The organism is Pseudomonas sp. ef1, from assembly GCF_007293365.2.
Lineage (GTDB): Bacteria > Pseudomonadota > Gammaproteobacteria > Pseudomonadales > Pseudomonadaceae > Aquipseudomonas > Aquipseudomonas siliginis.
The window spans coordinates 885,069-905,641 of the sequence record NZ_CM129815.1; the positions used below are offsets into that span (position 1 = coordinate 885,069).

Below are 20,573 nucleotides of genomic sequence, written 5' to 3' on the forward strand. Positions count from 1 at the left end.
GGGCATGAAGATTACACTGAAGGCACTGATAGCTGCTGGTCTGGCCACCGTAGCAGCGGCTGCCGGCGTGGTATATTTCGGCGTGATCAATGTCGGGGCGGATGATCCCCACTCTGCCCCTGTCTACGCGCTACTTTCTATTGCTCGGGATCGCTCGATCGAAGTGCGCTCGCGCGACATTCAGGTCCCCGACCTGAGCCAAGAAGCCCTCATCCGTGAAGGTGCTGGCAACTACAACTCGATGTGTGTCGGTTGCCATTTGGCTCCGGGCCTTACAGGCACCGAACTGAGTAACAGCCTTTACCCCGCACCTCCGAACCTTTCAAAACTGGGCGTCGATGGGCACCCAGCCGCAGCTTTTGGATCATCAAGCACGGCATCAAATCCACCGGCATGCCCGCGTGGGGCAAAAGCATGGCCGATCCGTACATATGGGGGATGGTCGCATTTCTCCAGCAGCTTCCGTCACTTGATACAGAGCAATACAAAGCCCTGATCACGAGTAGCGGTGGCCATCAACACGGTGGTGGCGAAAGCGTGATGCACAACCATGAGGGTCAACATGGAACGACCCAGGGGCAAAGTGGCGCAGGTGCTGCCAACCAAAGGGCGGAAGTCCGCGCTAATGATGACGAGAAAAACACGGCACATGCCCATGGCCCCTCCGCAGCGCCGTCTGCAAAGGAGCCTGCGGACCACGCCGATCATAAGGGTAGGGAAGCTTCAGATGACGCGGCCCCGACTCCAACCGTACAGCCCAAATCACATACACATACTGATGGGAAGGAACATACCCATGCGAAATAATTCTCTTCGTCGCAGACGGGCACTTCGTCTCGCTGCTCTCGTGGCTCTGTTCATCAGTTCAGCCAGTCACGCAGCAGAGCCATTGACGATCGATGTACATCGCGACGCTAATTGCGGATGCTGCAAGAAATGGGTCCAGCACCTTGAAGCCAGCGGCTTTACCGTCGTTGATCACGTGGAAACCAACATGAGCGCGATCAAGCGCGGTCTCGGGATTTCTCCTGAGCTCTCGTCCTGTCACACAGCAACCATCAACGGAAAGTTTGTTGAAGGTCACGTGCCCGCCGAGCAAATCATTGCGATGAGCAAACGTGATGACCTGCTCGGGATTGCCGTTCCAGGCATGCCGGCCGGCTCCCCAGGAATGGAAGTGGACGGGAAACATGACGCGTATAACGTAATCGGCTTGTCAAAGGCAGGCACAGACCACGTCGTTGCTGAATACCCCGAAAACTGATCTTCTAATCTCACTCCTGCATGCTGAAGGTCATGGCCGTGCAGAGGACATAGCTCATTTCGAACGTAAAAAAGGCGCCACTAGGGCGCCTAAACCACCTCCCAAACCAAAGGAAAAACAAGGAGGCGGGATGTATCAGGTGGTCGAGCAATTGTTTACTGCACGTTAGAAACCCTTCGACTGACGGAATGATTTCATAAAATGGATAACTTCAGGCTTTCCTGAAAATTACTTCTACGTCAGCGAGCAGTAAGCTAGTTTCGGACAAAGGAGAATTATGCAGTTCTTAAATAATTTCATTGTCTAGCTTCCATGGGGGCAGTTGTCGGCCATGACCTTATATTCCACGGTGTTAAGCTTGCCCGTAGAGTCTTCATAGGTCATGCGCGAAGGGGCAACCCCACAGGTTTTATTGGCTTGCGTGACACTGACGACCTTGTGGATATCGAGGTTCATACCATATTCATAATGAACAACTTCAGGAGGAGTCTTGCCGTTCCTTGAGGCATATTGCTCCATTGCTTGTTGGTTCTCTTGCATCATTCGACCATACACGCGGTCACCGCCACCTTCAGCCATGGCTAATGAAGATAAGGTCAAAATCGAAGCGGCGCAAAACGCTTTCACTGCTGTCATTGCTTTCATGATTTTCTCCTAAAGCTCAATTTACTGAGTTAAAGAGTAACAAGTGAAAGCTTTCAGAAAGCTGCCGCGAAGGTTACTAATGTGAAAGGTGGACGCTACCCCGCATTTACGCTTTCAAGCCAGATGGGATTTTTGTTAACACCAAAGGTTGGCAGACGCTGACGGAACAAAGATGCCCTCAAAAGCTTATTTGAACCGGTGGTCCCTCCCAATTCCTCGATACGCCGGTAGACCTGAGCAGGGCCTCCGCGTCGACCCCGGTTCTTGCCAGGCTTTCCAGATCCCACTCGAAGAAACTGCAAAAAACCAGGAAAACCTTGCTTGATACCGCTGAGGTCAATCTTACCGTCGAGTAATTCACGGGGAGCTTCATCCTGATGAGTTCAGAGACAGTCCACACCAAAGTTCTTAGACGAAAATGCCATACTGACTCCTGATGAATCTTGATCTGTTGATAAGTAAGAGGGAACCTCTGCTTGCGTAGATCCAGCTCATGAGGTAACGAACCTGGGAGCAGCGATTGCAAATTCCGAATGTTCACTCTCTTCGGATCTTTCGTAACTTTATACAGCTCATCTACGCCCGCTTCGATAAGGGCTGCATAGGCGTCGTCTCTTGAGTCGACGGACTTTTCGACCTTAACTGTAGCTTTTTTAGGGGCATGGAGTTTTGCCATTAACCATGCGTTATCATTTTCTAGAATCCATTGCGTAGGTTTGTACGCCTTCTTCCAGAGGTACTCGATATTGGCATCGGTACGTAGCGCTAAAAGCAACTCGATTTTTTGGCGATATCTAGTTTTTTGACTAAGACGCGATTCTTCGACTTTGGGCGCTCGCGGAGAAACAGCGGCACTCAGCAGAATAGACTCATTCTTCAGAGCCTCTTCAAAGCCATCTGCACTGGAAAACAAATGAAGAGCAATGATCAAATGCCGCGCGAGCGGCATATTTAGCTGACCTTTATCTGATTTGAGCCGGATCCATTGCTCATGCTTTCCGGTGTTGTAGGCTGGATCAATCTGCGCCAAAAGCTCATCGCCGTAAGCGCTTTGGATGCTGTCGAATAGTTTTGCGATACCCGCATTTTTTCCGAAAATGAATCCGCGTTTCTTGCATTGGCGGACGTAGCACGAACTTAATACCGTACTGCCTATCGGAGGGATATTGCGTTGCAGGATATCGTGTGCGAACAGAGCGACTTTCTGTTCCATCTTTGACCCCTTGTGTATTGCTGCGCTGTTTAACGGGCTCCAGCCGCATGCGCATGGCTCAGTCAGATTGGGAAGCAGCTTCAATTTACGGTAGAACGGGCGAGAGCACTCGGGGCAGGCATGGATCAATGCGTCGCCATGACGCCAACAGACGGCAACACCGGGTATCTGGTGAGATCGATGCCAGTAGGCAGAACCCCGCTCAATCAAATCTTCCTGAACGCAGGTAGGACAAAGCTTAGCCTTGCCATGGGTGGACTCTTCTCTGCGGGGCACCCGTACCACCCCGTCATAACCCAGTGGCCCTACGTCGTTCTCTGGCCCCTGCTTAACCCCAAGAAACGGTCGGTAAGCAGGAAAAGTAGTATTGCTTCTGATCAACTCTGCGAGATTGCTCTCCGATTGCCCCGGCAGCCTGTGCGCGAGCCTCTCGATCTGCTTGGGTACGATGCCACCGATGCAAAAGGGTTTCGATGCGAACAAATCGCGATAGGTTTCCGTCGCGGTTCTGTTACCTGACAGATAGTGATATCGGGTGACACGAGAGTAAAGCATTTCATCCGGCATCGAAACGGGGAAAAATAATAGATCAGACATCATTTACCGATTAAAGGTAGGGCTCGAAGAGAATGTGCATCCGGGGGCAGTATATATGCAACCCCTAAAATTCTGCATCCGGTCTGGATTTGAAATGACAAGCCGCTCAACTTTGAATCGTAGTGAATTCATCTAAATCCTGCCGCGCCCGTATTCCTCGAATACAAAACACGTATCGATAAACCCGCGTAGGTCAGCCCATGCCGGTTGCAAAACTATTTCAGTTGATCGCGGGTTAGTACGTTTACATGCTGATCGTGATGATCCAGCGTATGCCGGACCTATTCTGGAGGGGAATTTTTTCATTAACAGAAAAATAATGGGTTTATGGTGAATTGATTTAGAACTTTTTAGATGGAGGGGGAATGCCCAGCTGGATTACAGCATGGGTCGAATGCTCGCGACCCTGTAGAGCGAAGAACGTGATACAGCCTTGCCCTCTGAGAGCAATTGGCGTCTAGCCCATCGCAGACGCCTATCGTGAAAGCCTTCGATTGGTTCACATACTTTTTCGAGCATTGCGGCACACAGAGGAAGCTTGCAAAGCTGCTTTTCGAAGCGAGAAAGAACATGAAGCTCCCGACCTATCCTGGTACGCGAAATGCGGACAGGCTTACCCGCAAGAGCATAAAGCGCGTCGGCACACTGACGGACTTCGCCGGCCAGTCTCGCATCGAGGGCAGCGAACATTTCGGTGCTATTTAGACGAGGCGTACGATGGGGGCTTGGGTTTGCAGTTGACTCCGAAAGCCACTGCTTATCGTGGCGATACAGCCACGCATACCCCCTGCATGCATGTGCTTTGTAAAATCGATAATCAGCCTCGAAAGCCGCGCGTCTTGCGCATAGCTCAGTGTGAAATCGTGCCTCCCTCCAAGCATCTTGCCCGCCGGGTACATTTCTGATGTGACGATAGACATACGCTGATGAAACGCCTAGAACGGCAGCGATCTTTTTGGCATCAGCTTCTTCAAGAGCATGTTGCCACACAGCGGCTGACGAACAGTCCAGGCCTTCACCAGGCATCACCGGAGAAAGGCGCGCGTGAAGCCGAATGTGAGCTTTCGGATCACATGCCACCGCCTCTTTCACTGGGCATTGACCATGAAGCAAGCTCACCATTTCAACGCCCAGAGCACCGGCCAATAAAATGTATTTGAGCGGATGGTGAGAGGTTATAGGCGTACGAAGCAGCTTCGTGACCCATGAGGCGGGTGTACCTGCACGAACATCTCCGAGTATAGAAAACTCCCATTCTCGCGGGAGTGCAGCAAAAAAATCGGCCATGTGCTGCGCCAGCATGTGCAGGTGCAAGCGATGGTTATCAGAAGCAAGGTTGAGCTGCGTTGCCCTGTGTAAAAGCGTGAAGCGCACCGCCTCCGCCGACAAAGCAGTGACGTCAGACTCGAGGACCTGAAGTGAGCGCAACGCTATTTCGTGAAGCGGTGGCATGCACCGCAACGGGGTGTCGAGAAGTACTGTGTGTGCTTGCACATTCTCATCATTGGGCAGATTGAGTTGTCGAGAGCTGCGGCTGGACCAGCGAGGATCAAGGATCCTGAGTGACGTACCGTGATGCGGACATACCAGCACGCCTGGAAGCATGTGGACCCTGTGCCAGTAAGCGACTCCCCGTTGAGCCTGATCTTGTGCGATACATTCTGGGCATAACCGCACTCGGGAGGCGAATCCAATACGGCTCGCGTTGACGCCCAGCTTCAACATCAAGCCTTTCCCATCAGCGGTCATCAGCGTCCGAGCGTGTTCGACCTGGCTCATCCTCAAAAACGGCGCATAGTAGGGTAATAATGTGTGGCGCATGAGGACCTCGGCTACCGATAGCTCAGTACCGCTGGGTAGCGCATCGACAAAATCCCCTAAATGACTCGGGAATGCCACATTTTGCGAAAAAGCTGCCGCCGATTTCAGTCCGGCAAATGCTGCTTGGCAATTACGAACACCGCAAAGACGGGCATAACGAGAAATCACGCTGTGCAGCGTCTCGTCGGGAAACGCGGCGGGGAAGAAATGGAGTTTAAGTTGCACTTCACCCCCCTCCGACTCACGCTTTGTGATACATCGGTGAGAACTCAAACAGGTCCTCGTTGAGCCAGCCCGCAGCGCGCAGAGCGTCGAGGGGAGCGTCATGTTCGCTAAGCGCTTTAGCCTCTGAGTTTTCCACAGCAGTAGCAATCGGCGATGGGTGATCTTTCGCAAAAATGGTCGGAGATGGGTCTACCGGCTTCTCACGGGATACAACGCTTCGAAGCAAGGTGAGGCGATCCTCTCGTGCCAATCCATCGAAAACCATCATTTCGCTCAGCTGATCCTCAATCGGCAGCAAATCGTCAAACTGTCGCATCCGCTTCGGATCACGGCTACGCAGAGCTGAAAGGGCTGGCTTTAGAATCTGCATTTTTGAGTTGCTTACCTTCACCAGGATCTCGGCAGTCAAACACTCCGAGCCACTCTGGACCGCATAACGCTGACTCAATACCAGCAGCTTGACCAGGAAATCCGTGACGCCTTGAGTGTGCTCATACAGCGTGTCAAAAATCTCGTCGGTCAGCTCAGCCGTCTGTTTGCACCACTGATAGCTCCAGAGATTTTCGACCAACAACCGCCACTCCTCATCATCCTTTTCGAATCGTTTGAATTCGAGCGTACCAGCACCACAAACTCGGCGGGCAGTCCGCATGGCTTCTGAGAACAGGCTAATCGTCGAGTTCGTGCCACTGAAAACCACCGGGATACCGATGTTGTTTACCAAGTGCAGGAAAAAATTCAGCATGCTCTCCTTACCACCGGTTTTCGCCAGGTGGAGGTTTTGCAGCTCGTCGATCAACAAGGCGCCGATGAAAAACGTGCTGGCCACCTGCTCCATCTGTTGCAGCGCATCATTGATGTTTCGATGCCGGTAGCGCTTGTGGTAGTCCTTGTCTCCTAGAGCGTCTCCAACCGCATAAAAAAACTGCTGGCAAAATCCAGCCAGCGATCCATCCCGAGGGCAGTCAAGCTTCAGCCATGTGATTTGGGTATGAACAAACTGCTTTCCCTCATAGCGCTCATGACGGATTGTCTGTGGATAAAGGCTCAAGATGGCGTGGAGTGCCGTTGACTTGCCAATGCCGCTCAGGCCGACGACCGTAAACGTTTCTGCAGTGGACTTGAACGCATCGTGGTAACGCTGAGCTCCCGATAAAGAATGCAAATGCCGGACGGTAGCGGGCGACATCGGGTTACGCCCGACATACCCTCGACGGATGAGCAGTGAGAACAGGGCCTCCAGTTCCAGATGTAGCAAGAACGGCTGTACGACGGTTCTCAGCCTGTCGATACAGTGAATTCGAGTGGCTCCTTCGAGCGTCAGCTCTTTCGGATCCACCGGCTGAGGAAAGTTCGAAATCAGTTCAACAGCCGCCGCCTCCGACAATATCGGAGGCAAAGCTTCGATAAGCGGGTTACCCGCATACTCACTAATGTCCTGTCTGACGTAATTGGCAAACGTCTGTGCACCTTTCATTTTGCCTGTCCTGGCCGAATTCTTTTGAGCAAATCGATAACCTGAGCGGTGCGCTCACCGGCATATGAATCATGCGCTTTCTGTGTCGTTTCAGATTGAAGTGAAGCTGGCTCCACCCTGACGCCTTCAGGAACAACCGCATTTTCACGCTCGCGGAGACGTTCTTCTGCGCGGTTCTCGCGGATGTTTCCAGTGGCCTCTGCCTTAGTAGGCGGAGCAGGTTCCTGTTTTCGTTCTGCGAGCGCGTGACTGATGATCTGGTGGACCTGATCGCTAAGCTGCACACGGCTTTCCAGCTCAGCTCGACGGCGAGTAGGCGGTTTTTGGCGATAGGCTTCGAGCAGATCAAAAATCTCGTCCGAGCGATAATTCGCGTAACCGGCATCCGATCGTCGAAGATCACAACGGATAAACTGCTTGGCCTCTCCTTGAATCCAAATGTGTGCCGCAGAGTTCGGATCGAACCAACACTCTATTGACCAAACGCCCCCTTTGCGAGCCTTGGCAAACCAATCTTTCTCTATGGCCATATCACACACGTAGTGCATGCCGCGAAACATCACTCCGCCCTTTTGAACGGTCGCGCGCTCACGCGGTAAAAGGTGGAGATAAACCAGCTCGTCGGGACGTTTGTTGGATTCGATCAGGTCGTTGTCGCAGGCCCAATTCCATATACCGTTAGGCGTAGGTTCTACGCCGTCATTCATCATCGCTTGAGTCAGTCGGTCAGGCTGTCGATGGTGACGGTTATAGTGGAGCACGCAATTGATGAGGATTTGGGTGAACTCTTTGAGGTTCAGCGTGGCATCGAGCCGGTAATCTCGCTCGCCGCGCTCTTTGTCCCGCGCAGCTACCCCGCCAGGTAGCCACCTGATACCCGTCAAATCATTCAAAATGCCAAACCGACTTTCTACCATAGGCTTCCAATCAGGCCGATAAGGTGGGGCAGTGCCCATCTCAATTCCCAACCCTGAGGATAACCCCTCTGCTGCGAGTGACAGCATCTCTCCCCGGTCGGCGTAAATCTGGTGGGGCAGGTGGTGACAATTCCAATCATCTGCATTGATGTCAACGCCGTTCTGAGCGCAGAACTCGACTTTGGAGGTAAACGCGTTGAACAGCGCTTGTCTCGCCCCATTCCAACTAGGGCCCTCCAATCCTACATAGAGACCAGCAATTATTCCGGAGAAACTATCCACTACGATATAAACAACGGGCCGACCAATGAGCATCCGTCTAGAGTAGCTGTTGACCAAATAAATATCGGCAATCGTTGCGTCGATTTCGAACTGATGACAGGGTCCACGCAGCCAATCTCGAACGGTACCTGAAAGCGGACGGCAATCCTTTAACCACCTCCTCAACCCTTTACGGCCACGCTCGGTTTCAATCTCGTCGAAAAAAATCTGTCCCCAATATTGGAACTGCCTCAAGCTGGGGAGTTCTGAACCAGGCAACAAACGAAGCTCTTCTTCACTGTTTTTAGAGATGTCTCGAACAGAGTAGAATCGTCTCAACATTTCGTCATATGCGCTCGAAATAGATGATTTCTTATCTCTTACATAAAGAGCATATCCAACACGGATGCATCGTTTATCAACTGCACTGAGCATCTTGGAAGGCGAAGTAAGAACGCCTTGAAATTTAGGCTTTCGCCCTGGTGGCCTGCTCGGATCATATTTTCTATCGGCAACCCCTACTGCCGTATAATTGTTAAGCAATGAGTTGCGAACTTGACCATAAAACCAATAGCGGTAAAGAAGTCGATAGATCGTTTTCCGCTGGATTCCGAGCTCTGACGCCCGTTTGCTAACAAGTCGGCCTAACTCACCTCGTACAAATATTTGTCCTGGGTATTCAGGATCTAGCAGAGGGGCGATGACGGCCCACTTTTCGTCCCGGCCTTGCTTGGCTCTCTCATCCAACTGTTCCTCAAGCACAAGCATGAACTCGGGCGTGGCAATGGCTGCTGGTTTGGTGTGACCAGACGCTAACGATCGACGAAGCTCCTCCAGACCCACAGCGTATGGCTGCCGGGGTGGGTCAGATAGATCCATCACAACTGCTAAGTCATGCGTTTCATCTTGGTAAAGGAGCCTGGCTATCGTAGCGATGACCGACAGATCGGTTACAGGCTCGAAAACGTCATTAACGAGAACAGTCATGACATTTTCTCCTTCAACGATACTTGGACAGGGCTCGGGGAAACTTCGAAGTCAGGAACTAGACCAGTAAGGTGGAGAGGAGTGTTAACCAAATCTATTTTGAGTGTTTTGTTCCAAACCAGATGAAAGAAAATTGCTTGAGCGTCTATATAGGAAATGGACAGAAGTGATGCTATTTTTCTTAGACAGGTGGCCAAGGTCCACGAATATTCCCGGCTGTTTACCAAGCACTCAATAAAATTCGAATGCAACGGCACTTTCATTAGATCACGCGAGAGCTTCGAGTATCTCCTGACTAGTCCGAGATTTTTTATAAAATCTCGTGTAAAAAACTCGTCTGTTACGATTTTCCAATCTACACCTTGGCTTTCCCAAAAACGCTTTTCAATTTCAAGTTTTTCAAGCGTTCTTTTACTTCCATTGCCAATTAAATCGGAACGATACTTCACCGTCCTAGCTACCGATTTGAAGTTTCCGCTCGGGTCCTTAACAGTTAACAGGAAGTCTGTTGTCATCACATAAGGCAGTGTTGTTCTAGGGTATCTTGGATAGCGTACATCGATCGCCGACGCTATCGCTTGCGCACGCTCTGTGGGTAGTAAAGGGTATTGCTCCCGTATATCCACGACGTCTTCAGAAAATTCACACACAAGGAAGTACGAACGCTCGAGATCTGACAGGAGGTGATGAATCCTCTCGATCTTCACGCCTTGAATCTTGTGCGAACGACCTATCGACGGGACATCTTGTACCCGCAGCCAAGGCACGTAGCTTGCCCCGGCGCCTTCGCCAAATCCATTTGCAATGTGCCGTTCAATGTCCTGCTGTGATGCAAACTTACGACCTCGCAACCCACGCCTCCTCAGTCGATGCGGACCGCTTCACCTCGCGCCGAGAAAAAGTCGTAGAAGGACACGACCGGCAAAGCGGCCGTATACAAAACGTTTTCTAGACTACACCCGCTGAAAGTTGAAGCGATGATTCCAGACCAAAGGGAAAGCCTGGAAAGGAAAACCCCCGTAGATACGGGGGTTTGAGCCTTGTGTCAATCTATGTTCGCCAGTGTCAAACTTTATTGTTTTGTGTCAATCTTTATTGTTAAAAACCAGAGCGTAGATCAACGGTGGATAACTTATTCCACGGTGACCGATTTCGCCAGGTTGCGCGGCTGATCAACGTCGGTGCCCTTGAGCACGGCGACGTAATACGACAGCAGTTGCAGCGGGATCGTATAAAGGATCGGCGAGAGAATGTCGTGGATGTGCGGCATTTGCACCACGTGGGTGCCTTCGCCGTTGGTCATCGCAGCTTTTTCGTCCGCGAACACGATCAACTCTCCGCCGCGAGCGCGGACTTCCTGCAGGTTGGACTTGAGCTTCTCCAGCAGTTCGTTGTTCGGCGCGACGGTCACCACTGGCATGTCGTTATCCACAAGTGCCAGCGGCCCGTGTTTGAGCTCGCCGGCCGGGTAGGCTTCGGCATGGATGTAGGAGATCTCCTTGAGTTTCAAGGCACCTTCCATCGCTACCGGGAATTGCGCACCACGGCCGAGGAACAGGGTGTGGTTTTTCTCGGCGAACAGCTCGGCGATTTTTTCCACGGTGCTGTCCATCGCCAGCGCTTCGCCGAGGCGAGTCGGCAGGCGACGCAGTTCTTCGACCAGCGTGGCTTCGACGCCATTGGCCAGAGTGCCGCGCACCTGACCCAGCGACAGGGTCAGCAGCAACAGGCCGACCAGTTGAGTGGTGAAGGCTTTGGTCGAGGCCACACCGATTTCGCGGCCGGCCTGGGTCAACAGGGTCAGATCGGATTCGCGCACCAGCGAGCTGATGCCGACGTTGCAGATCGCCAGGCTGGCGAGGAAGCCCAGCTCCTTGGCATTGCGCAGGGCCGCTAGGGTGTCAGCGGTTTCGCCGGACTGCGAGATGGTCACGAACAGCGTGTCCGGCTGCACCACAACTTTGCGATAACGGAATTCGCTGGCGACTTCCACCTGGCACGGAATACCGGCCAGTTCTTCGAGCCAGTAACGCGCGACCATGCCGGCGTGATAGCTGGTGCCGCAGGCGACGATCTGCACATTGCGCACTTTGGCGAACAGCTCGGCAGCTTGTGGACCGAAGGCCTCAACCAGCACTTGATTGTTGCCCAGGCGACCTTCGAGGGTGCGCTGGACCACGGCCGGTTGCTCGTGGATTTCCTTGAGCATGTAGTGGCGGAACTCGCCCTTGTCGGCGGCTTCGGCACCGTCGGTGTACTGCACGGTCTGGCGCTCGACAGCGTTGCCGTTCACGTCCCAGATCTGCACGCTGTCGCGACGGATTTCAGCGATATCGCCTTCTTCCAGGTACATGAAGCGGTCAGTGACCTGACGCAGAGCGAGTTGGTCGGAAGCGAGGAAGTTCTCGCCCAGACCCAGGCCGATCACCAATGGACTGCCACTGCGCGCGGCGACCAGACGATCCGGTTGGCTCGCATTGATCACCGCCAGACCGTAGGCCCCGTGCAGTTCCTTGACGGTTGCCTTGAGCGCTGCAGTCAGGTCCGGTTGTTCCTTGAGCTTGTGGGTCAGCAGGTGCGCGATGACTTCAGTGTCGGTGTCCGAGCTGAACGAGTAACCCAAGGCTTTGAGTTGTTCGCGCAGGGCTTCGTGGTTCTCGATGATGCCGTTGTGCACCACCGCGATATCACCGGAAAAATGCGGGTGGGCATTGCGCTCGCACGGCGCGCCATGGGTCGCCCAACGAGTGTGGGCGATACCGAGACGACCGGACAGCGGCTGTTCGGTCAGGGCGGTTTCCAGCTCACTGACCTTGCCCGGACGGCGCATGCGTTCCAGGGTCTGGTCATTGGTATAAACCGCCACACCGGCGCTGTCATAGCCGCGGTATTCGAGGCGCTTCAGGCCTTCGAGAAGGATGGCGGTGATATTACGTTCAGCTACAGCGCCGACAATGCCACACATGGTTATTTCTCCTGACTGACAGCCGCACAGATCAAAGTGATCCCACGGGCCTGAAGCTGATCGCGTGCCTCGACGGGCAGGCGATCATCGGTAATGAGGGTATGGATGCTGCTCCAGGGCAGCTCCAGGTTGGGAATCTTGCGACCGATCTTGTCGGCCTCGACCATGACGATGACTTCTCGCGCAACGTCGGCCATCACCCGGCTGAGGCCGAGCAGTTCATTGAAGGTGGTGGTGCCGCGCACCAGATCGATACCGTCGGCGCCGATGAACAGTTGGTCGAAGTCGTAAGAGCGTAGTACCTGCTCGGCGACCTGGCCCTGAAAGGATTCCGAGTGCGGATCCCAAGTGCCGCCGGTCATCAGCAGCACCGGCTCGTGTTCCAGTTCGCTCAAGGCGTTGGCAACATGCAGCGAGTTGGTCATCACCACCAGACCCGGTTGCTGGCCCAGCTCGGGAATCATCGCGGCGGTGGTGCTGCCGCTGTCGATGATGATGCGCGCGTGCTCGCGGATGCGTTTGACCGCCGCGCGAGCGATCGCCTGTTTGTACTTGGAAATACTCTGCGCCGTTTCTGCGACCAGCTCTTGCGGCATGGTGATCGCACCGCCGTAACGACGCAGCAATAGACCATGGGTTTCCAGCGCGGCGAGATCCTTGCGAATCGTAACTTCGGAAGTTTCGAAACGCTTGGCCAGCTCGTCGACACTGACTTCGCCCTGCTCATTGAGCAAGGCGAGGATGTTATGGCGACGTTGAGGAGTATTGCGCTTGGACATGGCGGCCTAAGTTTCGATTCGAAAGATAACGCAAGCAATGAAACTCTATCGAAAGGTTGCCGTCAAGACGCGGTGAGAAAAATTCAGAAAAATTGAAATGACTGTGGGAGCGAGCCCGCTCGCGAAAGGGGAGTCCTAGCCACTCAAGACGTGACTGAGAGACCGCATTCGCGAGCAGGCTCGCTCCTACAGGGGATTGTGGATAAATCAGGATTTTTTGATTTTTTCCGGCCGCTTCCAGCCGTCGATGTTCTTCTGGCGGGCTCGGCCTACCGCCAACTGAGCGTTATCCACATTTTGCGTGATAGTCGATCCGGCCGCAGTAGTTGCACCATTGGAGATATCCACAGGCGCGACCAGCGAGTTGTTGGAGCCGATGAAAACGTCAGCGCCCAACACGGTTTTCCACTTGTTCGCGCCATCGTAGTTGCAGGTGATGGTGCCGGCGCCGATGTTGGTGCGTGCGCCGATTTCTGCATCGCCCAGATAGGTCAGGTGGCCAGCCTTGGCACCTTCGCCCATGTGTGCATTTTTCAGCTCAACGAAGTTACCCACATGGGCGCGCGCTTCGAGCACAGTGCCCGGGCGTAACCGCGCGAAGGGACCAGCGTCACTGCCTTCACCGAGAATGGCGCCTTCTATATGACTGTTGGCCTTGATTACCACGCCTTTGCGCAGGGTGCTGTCCTTGATCACGCAGTTCGGGCCGATCTGTACGTCGTCTTCGATGATGACCTTGCCTTCGAGGATCACGTTTATGTCGATCAGCACATCGCGACCGACGCTGACTTCGCCGCGTACGTCGAAGCGGGCCGGGTCACGCAGGGTCACGCCCTCAGCCATCAGGCGGCGGCCGGCGCGCAACTGGTAATGACGCTCCAGTTCAGAGAGCTGCTTGCGATCGTTGGCGCCCTGCACTTCCATCGGATCATGGGGCTGTTCGGTGGCAACCACCAGACCATCGCTGACCGCCATTTCGATCACGTCGGTGAGGTAGTACTCGCCCTGCGCGTTGTTGTTCGACAGGCGACTCATCCAGTCCGCCAGGCGATCGGCCGGCACAGCGAGGATGCCGGTGTTACCTTCGGTGATCGCACGTTGCGCTTCGCTGGCGTCTTTGTGCTCGACGATTGCCGCGACCTTGCCGTCGGCATCGCGCACGATGCGGCCATAACCGGTCGGGTCATCCAGCTCGACAGTGAGCAAACCCATCTGCCCCGGCACGACATGCTTGAGCAGCCGTTGCAGGGTTTCGACTTCGATCAGCGGCACATCACCGTAAAGAATCAGCACGGTGTCGGCATCAATGAACGGCACCGCTTGGGCGGTGGCATGGCCAGTGCCCAGTTGCTTGTCCTGCAACACGAAATTCAGGTCATCAGCTGCCAGACGCTCACGCACCACATCGGCACCGTGCCCGATCACTACGTGGATGCGCTGTGGATCAAGTTGCCGGGCGCTGTGGATAACATGGCCGAGCATGGAGTTGCCGGCAATCGGGTGCAGCACTTTGGGCAGCGCCGAGCGCATGCGAGTGCCTTGACCGGCCGCGAGGATAACGATTTCGAGAGACATGACTGGCTACCAATCCTGGGTGGTCAGCAACTGCGACCGGGTTTGAAATTCGGAAAAGAAAAAAGGGTAGCCGAGGCTACCCTTTTTTATCAATCGCACAACAAGCGGATGACGGATTAACCGCCAAACTTCTTGCGGATCTGCTGGACGGTGCGCAGCTGGGCTGCAGCCTCGGCCAGACGAGTGGCAGCGGCGCCGTAATCGAAGTCCGCGCCTTTTTCGTTCAGGGCATTCTCGGCAGCCTTGAGAGCTGCCTGAGCCTGAGCTTCATCCAGGTCGGCGGCACGTTGCACGGTATCGGCAAGTACCTTGACCATGTTCGGCTGAACCTCGAGGAAACCACCGGAGATGTAGAACACCTCGGCTTCCCCGCCTTGCTTGATCAGGCGGATCGGACCCGGCTTGAGATTAGTGATCAGCGGCGCGTGACCCAGAGCGATACCAAGATCACCCAGTGCACCGTGCGCAATCACCATCTCGACCAGGCCGGAAAAGATTTCCCCTTCCGCGCTGACGATATCGCAATGGACTGTCATAGCCATCTGATTGCCTCAACCTAAATTAGCGCCCGTTGCCGGGCGCCGGGATTACAGTTTCTTGGCTTTCTCGATCGCTTCTTCGATGCCGCCAACCATGTAGAACGCTTGTTCTGGCAGGTGGTCGTAGTCACCGTTGAGGATGCCTTTGAAGCCAGCAATGGTGTCTTTCAGGGAAACGTATTTACCCGAAGCACCGGTGAAGACTTCAGCCACGAAGAACGGCTGCGACAAGAAGCGCTGGATCTTACGAGCACGGTTAACCAACTGTTTGTCGGCTTCCGACAGCTCGTCCATACCCAGGATCGCGATGATGTCTTTCAGCTCTTTGTAACGCTGCAGAACATACTGAACGCCGCGAGCGGTGTCGTAGTGGTCCTGGCCGATCACGTTCGGGTCCAGCTGGCGCGAAGTCGAATCCAGTGGATCTACCGCTGGGTAGATACCCAGGGAAGCGATGTCACGGGACAGAACGACGGTGGCGTCCAAGTGGGCGAAGGTGGTCGCTGGCGACGGGTCGGTCAAGTCGTCCGCAGGTACGTATACCGCTTGGATCGAGGTGATCGAACCTTCCTTGGTCGAAGTGATACGTTCTTGCAAAACGCCCATCTCTTCAGCCAGGGTCGGCTGGTAACCTACTGCCGAAGGCATACGGCCCAGCAGTGCGGATACTTCGGTACCGGCCAGGGTGTAACGATAGATGTTGTCGACGAACAGCAGAACGTCGTTACCTTCGTCACGGAACTTCTCGGCCATGGTCAGGCCGGTCAGTGCTACGCGCAGACGGTTTCCCGGCGGCTCGTTCATCTGACCGTAAACCAGTGCCACTTTGTCCAGAACGTTGGAGTCCTTCATCTCGTGGTAGAAGTCGTTACCCTCACGAGTACGCTCACCCACACCTGCGAACACGGAATAACCGCTGTGCTCGATGGCGATGTTACGGATCAGTTCCATCATGTTTACGGTTTTGCCTACACCGGCACCACCGAACAGACCGACTTTACCGCCCTTGGCGAACGGGCAGACCAGGTCGATAACCTTGATGCCGGTTTCCAGCAGGTCGTTGCCGCCTGCTTGCTCGGCGAACGAAGGTGCTGCGCGGTGAATGCCCCAGCGCTCTTCGGTGTCGATCGGGCCAGCTTCGTCGATCGGGTTACCGAGGACGTCCATGATCCGGCCCAGGGTCGCTTTACCGACCGGTACGGAGATGGCTGCGCCAGAGTCGGTGACTTCCAGACCGCGCTTCAAGCCCTCGGTGGAACCCATCGCAATGGTACGCACCACGCCGTCGCCCAGCTGCTGCTGAACTTCCAGGGTGGTTGCGGCCGCGCTTTGTACAGTCAGCGCGTTGTAGATGCTCGGTACGCTGTCGCGTGGAAATTCCACGTCGATAACGGCGCCGATGATTTGAACGATACGTCCGCTACTCATAGCTGGATCCTCTGAATATTTGAACCGTTAAACCGCGGCAGCGCCGCCGACGATTTCCGAGATCTCTTGGGTGATCGCAGCCTGACGCGCCTTGTTGTAGATCAGCTGCAAATCGCTGATCAAATCACCGGCGTTGTCGGTAGCGTTCTTCATCGCGATCATCCGCGCAGCCTGTTCAGCCGCGTTGTTCTCGACCACCGCCTGGTAGACCTGCGACTCGACGTAACGGACCATCAAGCCGTCAAGCAGCTCTTTGGCATCCGGTTCGTAGAGATAGTCCCAGTGGTGCTTGAGATCCTGATCCGGGGTGGCCACCAGTGGAATCAACTGCTCCACGGTAGGCTGCTGCGTCATGGTGTTGATGAACTTGTTGGATACCACGGACAGGCGGTCAATACGGCCGTCCAGGTAGGCATCCAGCATCACCTTGACGCTGCCGATCAGATCATTGATCGACGGCTCTTCACCCAGGTGGCTGATAGCTGCAACGACGTTACCGCCGAAGTTGCGGAAAAAGGCCGCACCCTTGCTACCAACGACACACAGATCAATCTCGACGCCGTTTTCGCGGTTTACCGCCATGTCCTTGACCAGGGCCTTGAACAGGTTGGTGTTCAAGCCGCCGCACAAACCACGGTCACTGCTCACAACGACATAACCGACACGCTTGATGGCGCGGTCGATCATGAACGGGTGGCGGTATTCCGGGTTGGCGTTGGCCAGATGCCCAATTACCTGGCGGATACGTTCCGCATAAGGACGGCTAGCAGCCATGCGCATTTGTGCCTTGCGCATTTTGCTGACCGCCACTTTTTCCATGGCGCTGGTAATCTTTTGCGTGCTTTTGATGCTCGCAATCTTACTGCGAATCTCTTTTGCGCCTGCCATGTAACACCTATCAGGTTAGCAAGCGGGAGCCTCGCGGCTCCCGCTGCGGCTTACCAGGTTTGGGTGGCCTTGAACTTCTCGATACCGGCTTTCATGCCAGCGTCGATTTCGTCATTGAAGTCACCTTTAACGTTGATCTTCGCCATCAAATCGGCGTGATCGCGGTTGAAGAAAGCAATCAGCGCTTGTTCGAAGCTGCCGATCTTGGCGATTTCAACGTCAGTCAGGAACCCACGCTCAGCGGCATACAGCGACAGCGCCATGTCAGCGATCGACATTGGTGCGTATTGCTTCTGCTTCATCAGCTCGGTAACGCGCTGACCATGCTCAAGTTGCTTGCGGGTCGCTTCGTCCAGGTCAGAAGCGAACTGGGCGAATGCCGCCAGTTCACGGTACTGAGCCAGAGCGGTACGGATACCACCGGACAGCTTCTTGATGATCTTGGTCTGAGCGGCACCACCCACACGGGATACCGAAACACCGGCGTTCACTGCAGGGCGGATGCCCGAGTTGAACATGGCCGATTCCAGGAAGATCTGACCGTCGGTGATGGAAATCACGTTGGTCGGAACGAACGCGGAAACGTCGCCAGCTTGGGTTTCGATGATCGGCAGTGCGGTCAGGGAACCAGTTTTGCCGGTCACTGCGCCGTTGGTGAACTTCTCTACGTATTCTTCCGAAACGCGGGATGCGCGCTCCAGCAGACGGGAGTGGAGATAGAACACGTCGCCTGGGTAAGCTTCACGGCCTGGTGGACGGCGCAGCAGCAGGGAGATCTGGCGGTAAGCCACTGCCTGCTTGGACAGATCGTCATAAACGATCAGCGCGTCTTCACCGCGGTCGCGGAAGAATTCACCCATGGTGCAACCGGAGTACGGTGCCAGGAATTGCAGCGCAGGAGATTCCGAAGCACTGGCAGCCACGATGATCGTGTTGGCCAGGGCGCCGTTTTCTTCCAGCTTGCGAACCACGTTGGCGATGGTCGATTGCTTCTGACCGATGGCTACGTAGACGCAGAAAATGCCGCTGTCTTTCTGGTTGATGATCGCGTCGATCGCCAGAGCGGTTTTACCGATCTGACGGTCACCGATGATCAGCTCACGCTGACCACGGCCGACAGGGATCATGGCATCGACAGCCTTGTAGCCAGTCTGTACAGGCTGGTCTACCGACTTACGCCAGATCACGCCTGGAGCAACTTTCTCGACCGCGTCGGTCTCGGTGTTGCCCAGTGGACCTTTGCCGTCAACAGGGTTACCCAGAGCATCGACTACGCGGCCCAGCAATTCCTTACCAACAGGAACTTCGAGGATGCGGCCGGTGCACTTGGCGCTCATGCCTTCAGCCAGCGACTGGTAGGAGCCCAATACCACGGCACCTACGGAGTCCTGCTCCAGGTTGAGGGCCATACCGTAGACGCCGCCCGGAAACTCGATCATCTCGCCGTACATGACGTCGGCCAGACCGTGAATCCGCACGATGCCGTCAGATACGCTGACGACAGTGCCTTCGTTACGGGCTTGGGAGGTCACATCGAGCTTGTCGATGCGGCCCTTGATAATTTCACTTATTTCGGAAGGATTGAGTTGCTGCATTGCTCTGCTGCCCCTTCAAACTCAAGATTTCAATGCTTCGGCAAGTTTCGCGATTTTGCCGCGAATCGAGCCATCGATAACCAGGTCGCCGGCGCGGATCACGACACCACCAATCAAGGCAGCGTCCTCCGCAACTTGCAGGCGCACTTCCCGGTTGAGTCGTGCACTGAGAACCTTGGCGAGTTTGTCTTGCTGTTCTTGGTTCAATGCAAATGCACTGGTCACTTCAACGTCTACCGATTTCTCTTGTTCGGCCTTGTACAGGTCGAACAGAGCGGCGATCTCCGGCAGAAGCAGGAGACGGTCGTTCTCGGCAACGACGTTGATGAAATTGCGTGCCTTTTCATCAAACTTGTCGCCGCACACGTCAATGAACGTGGCGGCCTTTTCTGCGCTCGTCAGTCGCGGGGCCTTGAGCACGCGCTGCAGGGTGTCGTCTTGCGACACCGCTGCTGCCAGGCCGAGCATGGCTGACCAATTGGCCAGTTGCTGGTGGGCCTGAGCGTGCTCGAAGGCCGCCTTAGCGTAAGGTCGGGCCAACGTGGTCAGTTCTGCCATGATCGCCCTCGCTTAGATTTCAGCAGCCAGTTGGTTAACCAGCTCTGCGTGCGCGTTTTGATCGATTGTGGCACCCAGGATCTTCTCGGCGCCGCCAACAGCCAGCAAGCCCACTTGGGCACGCAGCTTGTCTTTGACGCTGTTCAGTTCCTGTTCGATCTCGGCTTGAGCCTGAACCTTCACACGGTCAGCGTCGATACGGGCTTTTTCAACAGCCTCTTCGACGATCTGGTTACCGCGTTTCTTGGCTTGCTCGATGATTTCAGCTGCCTGAGCTTTCGCTTCGCGCAGTTGCTGACCCGCTTTCTCTTGGGCCAACTCCAGGTCGCGAGCTGCACGGCTGGCAGCGTCCAGACCATCAGCGATCTTCTTTTGACGTTCGTGCAGAGCAGCGATGACCGGAGGCCATACATACTTCATGCAGAACAGTACAAAAATCAGGAACGCAACGGACTGGCCAATCAGGGTCGCATTAATGTTCACGCCAACACCTCGCAGTTACGTTGTCCATCACACCAAATTACTCGGAAGATCCGAGTAATCAGCCAGCGATCTGACCAACGAACGGGTTCGCAAAGGTGAAGAACAGAGCGATACCAACACCGATCATGGTTACGGCGTCGAGCAGACCGGCAACGATGAACATTTTTACTTGCAGCATTGGAACCATTTCTGGCTGACGCGCTGCGCCTTCCAGGAACTTGCCGCCCAGCAGGCCGAAACCAATTGCGGTACCCAGTGCGCCCAGGCCGATCAACAGTGCAACAGCGATAGCGGTTAGACCAACTACAGTTTCCATCTTTCCTCCCGACTTTTACGTCGTATGGTTTAGGTTTTTT

General features: G+C 54.8%; 17 protein-coding genes and 1 pseudogene. 2 read left to right on the forward strand and 16 right to left on the reverse strand.

From position 1 onward, the window contains the following. The first annotated feature begins 4 nt into the window (after window positions 1-4). Together FEE99_RS04240 and FEE99_RS04245 are read left to right on the forward strand one after the other, a co-directional pair. Window positions 5-807: pseudogene (locus tag FEE99_RS04240) on the forward strand (c-type cytochrome). Then, window positions 797-1,264, forward strand: coding sequence for a DUF411 domain-containing protein (locus FEE99_RS04245; protein ID WP_032872163.1), 468 nt, complete (start codon window positions 797-799; stop codon window positions 1,262-1,264). The pseudogene FEE99_RS04240 and the gene FEE99_RS04245 overlap by 11 nt, the downstream one beginning before the upstream one ends. Before the next feature lie 303 nt (window positions 1,265-1,567). On the opposite strand, the gene FEE99_RS04250 is transcribed toward FEE99_RS04245, so the two are convergent. From FEE99_RS04250 to atpE, 16 genes are all read right to left on the reverse strand, one after another. Continuing rightward, window positions 1,568-1,900, reverse strand: coding sequence for a DUF2790 domain-containing protein (locus tag FEE99_RS04250; RefSeq protein WP_032872197.1), 333 nt, complete (start codon window positions 1,898-1,900; stop codon window positions 1,568-1,570). 187 nt (window positions 1,901-2,087) lie between these two features. After that, window positions 2,088-3,719 (reverse strand): TniQ family protein, encoded by a 1,632-nt coding sequence (locus FEE99_RS04255; RefSeq protein ID WP_225568932.1) that lies wholly within the window; start codon window positions 3,717-3,719, stop codon window positions 2,088-2,090. A 378-nt stretch (window positions 3,720-4,097) separates the two neighbouring features. Continuing rightward, complete coding sequence (locus tag FEE99_RS04260; RefSeq protein WP_074059166.1) at window positions 4,098-5,765, reverse strand: TnsD family Tn7-like transposition protein; 1,668 nt, start codon at window positions 5,763-5,765, stop codon at window positions 4,098-4,100. Window positions 5,766-5,781: 16 nt separating this feature from the next. Then, window positions 5,782-7,242, reverse strand: a complete 1,461-nt coding sequence (locus FEE99_RS04265) for an ATP-binding protein (RefSeq protein ID WP_019816907.1) — start codon at window positions 7,240-7,242, stop codon at window positions 5,782-5,784. After that, a complete protein-coding gene (locus FEE99_RS04270; RefSeq protein ID WP_019816908.1) occupies window positions 7,239-9,407 on the reverse strand; it encodes a Mu transposase C-terminal domain-containing protein in 2,169 nt (722 codons plus the stop codon). The genes FEE99_RS04265 and FEE99_RS04270 overlap by 4 nt, the downstream gene beginning before the upstream one ends. After that, window positions 9,404-10,258 carry a TnsA endonuclease N-terminal domain-containing protein gene (locus FEE99_RS04275; protein WP_019816909.1) on the reverse strand — a complete coding sequence of 285 codons (855 nt, stop codon included), beginning with the start codon at window positions 10,256-10,258 and terminating at the stop codon, window positions 9,404-9,406. Before FEE99_RS04275 ends, FEE99_RS04270 begins: the two co-directional genes overlap by 4 nt. 281 nt (window positions 10,259-10,539) lie before the next feature. Continuing rightward, the gene (gene glmS, locus FEE99_RS04280) at window positions 10,540-12,372 is read right to left on the reverse strand and encodes a glutamine--fructose-6-phosphate transaminase (isomerizing) (RefSeq protein WP_041476529.1); all 1,833 of its coding nucleotides are present in this window, start codon (window positions 12,370-12,372) and stop codon (window positions 10,540-10,542) included. Window positions 12,373-12,374: 2 nt separating this feature from the next. Next, the gene (locus tag FEE99_RS04285) at window positions 12,375-13,151 is read right to left on the reverse strand and encodes a DeoR/GlpR family DNA-binding transcription regulator (protein WP_041476528.1); all 777 of its coding nucleotides are present in this window, start codon (window positions 13,149-13,151) and stop codon (window positions 12,375-12,377) included. Between the two features lie 207 nt (window positions 13,152-13,358). Then, window positions 13,359-14,726 (reverse strand): bifunctional UDP-N-acetylglucosamine diphosphorylase/glucosamine-1-phosphate N-acetyltransferase GlmU, encoded by a 1,368-nt coding sequence (gene glmU, locus FEE99_RS04290; RefSeq protein WP_041476527.1) that lies wholly within the window; start codon window positions 14,724-14,726, stop codon window positions 13,359-13,361. 116 nt (window positions 14,727-14,842) lie between these two features. Beyond that, window positions 14,843-15,268: a F0F1 ATP synthase subunit epsilon gene (locus tag FEE99_RS04295; RefSeq protein ID WP_016772407.1), complete on the reverse strand. Its 426-nt coding sequence runs from the start codon at window positions 15,266-15,268 to the stop codon at window positions 14,843-14,845. 45 nt (window positions 15,269-15,313) lie between these two features. Beyond that, window positions 15,314-16,693 (reverse strand): F0F1 ATP synthase subunit beta, encoded by a 1,380-nt coding sequence (gene atpD / locus FEE99_RS04300; RefSeq protein ID WP_016772406.1) that lies wholly within the window; start codon window positions 16,691-16,693, stop codon window positions 15,314-15,316. Window positions 16,694-16,720: 27 nt separating this feature from the next. After that, window positions 16,721-17,581 carry a F0F1 ATP synthase subunit gamma gene (atpG, locus tag FEE99_RS04305; protein ID WP_008084419.1) on the reverse strand — a complete coding sequence of 287 codons (861 nt, stop codon included), beginning with the start codon at window positions 17,579-17,581 and terminating at the stop codon, window positions 16,721-16,723. Window positions 17,582-17,631: 50 nt separating this feature from the next. Next, the gene (atpA, locus tag FEE99_RS04310) at window positions 17,632-19,176 is read right to left on the reverse strand and encodes a F0F1 ATP synthase subunit alpha (protein ID WP_041476526.1); all 1,545 of its coding nucleotides are present in this window, start codon (window positions 19,174-19,176) and stop codon (window positions 17,632-17,634) included. 21 nt (window positions 19,177-19,197) lie between these two features. Then, entirely contained in the window at window positions 19,198-19,734 is a 537-nt protein-coding gene (locus tag FEE99_RS04315; protein WP_016772404.1) for a F0F1 ATP synthase subunit delta, read from the reverse strand. Between the two features lie 12 nt (window positions 19,735-19,746). After that, complete coding sequence (locus FEE99_RS04320; protein WP_016772403.1) at window positions 19,747-20,217, reverse strand: F0F1 ATP synthase subunit B; 471 nt, start codon at window positions 20,215-20,217, stop codon at window positions 19,747-19,749. 58 nt (window positions 20,218-20,275) lie between these two features. Next, window positions 20,276-20,533, reverse strand: coding sequence for a F0F1 ATP synthase subunit C (gene atpE / locus FEE99_RS04325; protein WP_003097235.1), 258 nt, complete (start codon window positions 20,531-20,533; stop codon window positions 20,276-20,278). Window positions 20,534-20,573: the final 40 nt, after the last annotated feature.

What these genes read in the sequence shown, in the direction of transcription:
- FEE99_RS04245 (WP_032872163.1), top strand. Translation starts at nt 797, where the DNA reads ATGCGAAATAATTCTCTTCGTCGCAGACGGGCACTTCGTCTCGCTGCT.
- FEE99_RS04250 (WP_032872197.1), bottom strand. Translation starts at nt 1,900, where the DNA reads ATGACAGCAGTGAAAGCGTTTTGCGCCGCTTCGATTTTGACCTTATCT.
- FEE99_RS04255 (WP_225568932.1), bottom strand. Translation starts at nt 3,719, where the DNA reads ATGTCTGATCTATTATTTTTCCCCGTTTCGATGCCGGATGAAATGCTT.
- FEE99_RS04265 (WP_019816907.1), bottom strand. Translation starts at nt 7,242, where the DNA reads ATGAAAGGTGCACAGACGTTTGCCAATTACGTCAGACAGGACATTAGT.
- FEE99_RS04270 (WP_019816908.1), bottom strand. Translation starts at nt 9,407, where the DNA reads ATGACTGTTCTCGTTAATGACGTTTTCGAGCCTGTAACCGATCTGTCG.
- glmS (WP_041476529.1), bottom strand. Translation starts at nt 12,372, where the DNA reads ATGTGTGGCATTGTCGGCGCTGTAGCTGAACGTAATATCACCGCCATC.
- FEE99_RS04285 (WP_041476528.1), bottom strand. Translation starts at nt 13,151, where the DNA reads ATGTCCAAGCGCAATACTCCTCAACGTCGCCATAACATCCTCGCCTTG.
- glmU (WP_041476527.1), bottom strand. Translation starts at nt 14,726, where the DNA reads ATGTCTCTCGAAATCGTTATCCTCGCGGCCGGTCAAGGCACTCGCATG.
- FEE99_RS04295 (WP_016772407.1), bottom strand. Translation starts at nt 15,268, where the DNA reads ATGGCTATGACAGTCCATTGCGATATCGTCAGCGCGGAAGGGGAAATC.
- atpD (WP_016772406.1), bottom strand. Translation starts at nt 16,693, where the DNA reads ATGAGTAGCGGACGTATCGTTCAAATCATCGGCGCCGTTATCGACGTG.
- atpG (WP_008084419.1), bottom strand. Translation starts at nt 17,581, where the DNA reads ATGGCAGGCGCAAAAGAGATTCGCAGTAAGATTGCGAGCATCAAAAGC.
- atpA (WP_041476526.1), bottom strand. Translation starts at nt 19,176, where the DNA reads ATGCAGCAACTCAATCCTTCCGAAATAAGTGAAATTATCAAGGGCCGC.
- FEE99_RS04315 (WP_016772404.1), bottom strand. Translation starts at nt 19,734, where the DNA reads ATGGCAGAACTGACCACGTTGGCCCGACCTTACGCTAAGGCGGCCTTC.
- atpE (WP_003097235.1), bottom strand. Translation starts at nt 20,533, where the DNA reads ATGGAAACTGTAGTTGGTCTAACCGCTATCGCTGTTGCACTGTTGATC.